Origin of the sequence: Klebsiella sp. EMBS2024 (assembly GCF_036233805.1) — a bacterium.
GTDB lineage: Bacteria > Pseudomonadota > Gammaproteobacteria > Enterobacterales > Enterobacteriaceae > Klebsiella > Klebsiella pneumoniae.
Window position 1 is genome coordinate 2,391,628 of the sequence record NZ_JAZARW010000001.1, and the last position, 4,323, is coordinate 2,395,950.

Sequence of the window (4,323 nt, forward strand, 5' to 3'; positions counted from 1 at the left end):
AGGACAGTACAAATGATGAACAGGCATAATCTCGCCGGCTCATTGAATTTAGCGTCCGTACAACATAAAAGAGACCTGAGGGTCCCGGAAACTTTCGCGAGGATCGCGGAGTGCAGGTCCTAAGAAAGGTAGCAAATTATAAAAAAGCACGAATAACATAGCAATCACTTACTCTTTCGTTTTTTGAATAAGACAGCTCCGGAAACAATCTTTATTTCATAATGAAAATAGAGGCATCTTTGCAAAACTGTCAGGAACTGGACTTTCCCTCCCCGAGTCATCGTGCCATGCTTAAATTAACGACAGTCGCCGTATTAAGGAGGAGAAGGAATGACCAAAATTTACACGCTCACGCTGGCCCCCTCGCTGGATAGCGCCACGCAAACCCCACAGATCTACCCGGAAGGCAAACTTCGCTGCAGCGCGCCGGTATTTGAACCTGGCGGCGGCGGGATCAATGTGGCCCGCGCCGTGACCTTTCTCGGCGGCAAAGCCACCGCCATTTTCCCGGTCGGTGGCGCTACCGGCGAGCATCTTGCCGCCCTGCTGGCCGATGAGCAGGTGCCGGTCGAGACAGTCGAAACCCGCGACTGGACGCGGCAAAACCTGCACGTCCACGTGGCCGCCAGCGGCGAACAGTATCGCTTCGTTATGCCCGGCGCGGCACTGACGGACGATGAATTCCGCCGTCTGGAAGAGAAGGTTCTGACTATCGAACCCGGCTCTCTGCTGGTGGTCAGCGGCAGCCTGCCGCCAGGTATTAGCGTCGATAATCTGATGCAGCTGGTGAAAAATGCGCAACAGCAGGGACTGCGCTGCATCATTGACAGTTCCGGCGATGCGCTGGCCGCCGCGCTGGACGTCGGCAATATTGAGCTGGTGAAACCGAACCAGAAAGAGCTTAGCGCCCTCGTGCAGCGCGATCTCAGCCAACCCGATGACGTGCGCCTTGCCGCTCAGTCGTTGATCCAGTCCGGTAAAGTGCGCCGGGTGGTGGTCTCCCTGGGTCCGCAGGGGGCATTAGGCGTGGACGCCAGCGGCAGCGTTCAGGTAGTGCCGCCACCGATGAAAAGCCAGAGCACCGTCGGCGCTGGCGACAGCATGGTGGGCGCCATGACCTTGCGTCTGGCGGAAAACGCCAGCCTTGAAGACATGGTACGCTTTGGCGTCGCCGCCGGTAGCGCCGCGACCATCAACCAGGGCACCCGCCTCTGCTCGCGGGCCAATACGCAAAAAATCTATGATTATCTCTGCGGGCGTTGATCTTCCCTGCCCCCTCCGCGCCGGCGGAGGGGAATCACAATATAAGCAGAATGGTCTATGCTGGAAAGGCCATGCATAACAACGGGGTGTAGAGATGAGCAATGAGATTACCGCCTGGGTCGTCAGCGTGACCTTCCATGAACAGGCGCTGACGGAGATCAATGAGGTAAGCAACCATTTTACCCGTGCCGGGTTTGTACTGACGCTTAATGATGAAGAGGGCACGCCCCATGAGCTGGGTACCAACACCTTCGGCCTGCTGAGCGGCCAGACGGCCGAGGAAGTTAAGGCCCTCAGCGCCGGCCTGGCGGAAGCGGCCCTTGGCCGCCCGGCGGAAATCGCTGTGGCCACATTCGCCGAGTGGTTAAAAGCTCAATAAGTGCGTTTAGCGCAACGGAAAGCGTCAGTTGTGCGTCAGTTCCAGGTTTACCCGGTAGTAATGCGCTAACCTTATGATATGGTGGAAAACATGGGGAGAGACAGCATGTGGCAAGCAATCAGTACTCTTTTACGCGATTGGCATACCGAAGACGCTGAAATCGAACTGAAAACCGAGCTGCCCGGTGGAGAGATCCATTCCGCCTGGCATTTACGCTTCGGCGGGAAAGATTACTTCGTGAAATGCGACGAACGGGAACTTCTGCCTATCTTCACCGCCGAGTCCGATCAGCTGGAGCTGCTGTCGCGAAGCAAAACCGTTCGCGTACCGCAGGTCTTTGCCGTCGGCAGCGATCGCGACTATAGCTTCGTGGTCATGGAGTACCTCCCTCCCCGTCCGCTGGATGCGCACAATGCGTTTCTGCTTGGCCAGCAGCTAGCCCACCTCCATCAGTGGAGCGATCAGCCGCAGTTCGGTCTGGATTTTGATAACGATCTTTCCACCACGCCGCAGCCCAACGCCTGGCAGCGTCGCTGGTCGGTTTTTTTTGCCGAGCAGCGTATCGGCTGGCAGCTGGAGCTCGCGGCGGAGAAGGGATTGCACTTTGGCGATATCGATACCTTAGTCGATATGGTACAGCAGCGGCTGGCCAACCATCAGCCGCAGCCTTCGCTGCTGCACGGGGATCTGTGGTCCGGCAACTGCGCCTTAGGGCCGGATGGCCCCTATATATTCGATCCCGCCTGCTACTGGGGCGACCGCGAGTGCGATTTAGCCATGCTGCCGATGCATCCGGAACAGCCCCCGCAAATCTATGACGGCTATCAGTCCGTTTCGCCTCTGCCGTCGGGTTTTCTCGATCGTCAGCCGATTTATCAGCTTTATACTCTGCTGAACAGAGCGATTTTGTTTGGCGGCCAGCACCTGGTAACGGCCCAGCAGGCGCTGGATGATGTATTGATGGAGAAAATGCGTTAAACAAGCTTCACGGCGGACCTTGCCGGTCCGCCGCAGCGTTTTATCAGTTAATCTCGACGCCGTTCAGGCGGAATTTGATGGTCATCGTTACGCCGGTACCCGGTCTTCCCTGCTGATAACGCCATCTGCGCATCGCGCTTTTCACCTCGCGTTCGAACATATTCGCCGGCTGAGCAGAGAGGATCTGCAGATTATCAATGCGGCCATCAGGCGAAACGTCAAACTTCACCCGTACCGTACCTTCTATGCGCAGCGCCTGAGCGCGCGCCGGATAGGACGGCTGAACGCGGCTGATCGCCCGCGGGCCGCTTGGAGCAGTAACGGTGGGTTTAGCCGCTGCGGTCGAGGTGCTTGGCGCTGTACGCGCCGGCGCCGTATTGTTGTTTTCAAACGGCGAGGCCGGACGCGGCTCTGCAGCCGGCTTCACTTCCCGCTTCGGCTGTTCAACCTTTTTCTCCGGCTTAGGCTTGGGTTTAGGTTTGGGCTTCGGCTTAGGTTCCGGTTTATGGATCACCACCGGCGCCTCTTTCGGCGGTTCAGGCACTACCTCTGGCTCCGGCTCAGGTTCGGGTTCAACAACGGGCTCCACGACAGGCTGCGCCGCCGGAGGCGGCTCAAGATCGGCCGGCGCCACCATTGTGATCTCTATCGGCTGCGTCGGAGAAGGCTGTTCAATAACCTGATGTACCGAGGTATAAAGCAGCCCCGCCACAACGGCACCGTGGATAGCCACGGACAGCAGCGTTGGCCACGGAAAGCGGCGAGGTAAATCAAGGGTCATTGCGCTCATAGTCGTTTCTGTTGAAAAATGATGCTCCGATTTTAAATGCAAATAGCAATCATATTCAATAAGGCGTCTTAACCTGAGTCAATTTTTGCCGCCATTTGCAGAAAAAAGCTGCGTCGGCAGTGCTTTCCACTCCAGAGCGCATCTTTGCATTGCAGTCCATCGCTGTTTAACTTAACGTAATTCGCCTGATTATTGATAAGGAGCTTTGCCGTGCTTTACGTTATCTACGCTGAAGATATCGCCGATTCTCTGGAAAAGCGGCTGTCGGTTCGCCCCGCGCATCTCGCGCGTTTACAACTCTTACACGATGAAGGCCGACTGCTTACCGCCGGGCCAATGCCGGCCGTTGACAGTAACGAACCGGGCGCAGCAGGATTCAGCGGCTCAACGGTGATTGCCGAGTTTGAATCGCTGGAAGCGGCCCAGGCCTGGGCCAATGACGATCCGTATATCGCCGCCGGGGTTTACCGCCAGGTCTCTGTTAAGCCATACAAAAAGGTTTTTTGAAAATACCCTTTCCTTTTTCTGGCTAACCACAAAAACACCCAGGTCATCAGAATGAAGGGCGCATTTTGGTACACAACATTGAAATGTCGCCCTTTTTAACCTCGTGAAAGCGTTGACTGTTATCCGCCTGAGAAGCCTGGAAGATGAGCACGCTCCTTCTCCTGCTACCCCATCATCGACCATCGCCTCGCTTTTTTCGGCAATAGAAAATGCTGACAAAACATCGACGCCGCGCGTGATAGTGAATTACTAATACCTTGTGTAAGGCTGTTAGGGAGGATCGCGTTGTTATTTAGCGCTTGCATTTAATGTCAGCACATCCTGATATAGCCCTATAAATCTACAGTGCAATAGAAAGAAAATAATTNCTGAAAGATAGTTGCTTCCCGACAGGCATGAAAGCCCG

Annotated in this window: 6 protein-coding genes; 5 read left to right on the top strand and 1 reads right to left on the bottom strand. The window is 55.8% G+C overall.

Annotated elements, in window-relative coordinates:
• Nucleotides 1-330 precede the first annotated feature (330 nt).
• The 3 genes from pfkB to VZP09_RS11045 all read left to right on the top strand — a co-directional run bounded on the left by pfkB (nt 331) and on the right by VZP09_RS11045 (nt 2,620).
• Nucleotides 331-1,263: a 6-phosphofructokinase II gene (gene pfkB / locus VZP09_RS11035; protein WP_004145382.1), complete on the top strand. Its 933-nt coding sequence runs from the start codon at nt 331-333 to the stop codon at nt 1,261-1,263.
• Nucleotides 1,264-1,357: 94 nt separating this feature from the next.
• Entirely contained in the window at nt 1,358-1,642 is a 285-nt protein-coding gene (ghoS, locus tag VZP09_RS11040) for a type V toxin-antitoxin system endoribonuclease antitoxin GhoS (RefSeq protein ID WP_002910033.1), read from the top strand.
• Between the two features lie 105 nt (nt 1,643-1,747).
• The gene (locus tag VZP09_RS11045) at nt 1,748-2,620 is read left to right on the top strand and encodes a fructosamine kinase family protein (RefSeq protein WP_002910036.1); all 873 of its coding nucleotides are present in this window, start codon (nt 1,748-1,750) and stop codon (nt 2,618-2,620) included.
• Nucleotides 2,621-2,663: 43 nt separating this feature from the next.
• On the opposite strand, the gene tonB is transcribed toward VZP09_RS11045, so the two are convergent.
• A complete protein-coding gene (tonB, locus tag VZP09_RS11050; protein WP_004145385.1) occupies nt 2,664-3,410 on the bottom strand; it encodes a TonB system transport protein TonB in 747 nt (248 codons plus the stop codon).
• 210 nt (nt 3,411-3,620) lie between these two features.
• On the opposite strand from tonB, the gene VZP09_RS11055 reads away from it, so the two are divergent.
• Together VZP09_RS11055 and VZP09_RS11060 are read left to right on the top strand one after the other, a co-directional pair.
• Complete coding sequence (locus VZP09_RS11055; protein ID WP_002910042.1) at nt 3,621-3,917, top strand: YciI family protein; 297 nt, start codon at nt 3,621-3,623, stop codon at nt 3,915-3,917.
• Between the two features lie 112 nt (nt 3,918-4,029).
• Nucleotides 4,030-4,170 (top strand): hypothetical protein, encoded by a 141-nt coding sequence (locus VZP09_RS11060; RefSeq protein WP_032103891.1) that lies wholly within the window; start codon nt 4,030-4,032, stop codon nt 4,168-4,170.
• The last annotated feature ends 153 nt before the right edge of the window (nt 4,171-4,323 follow it).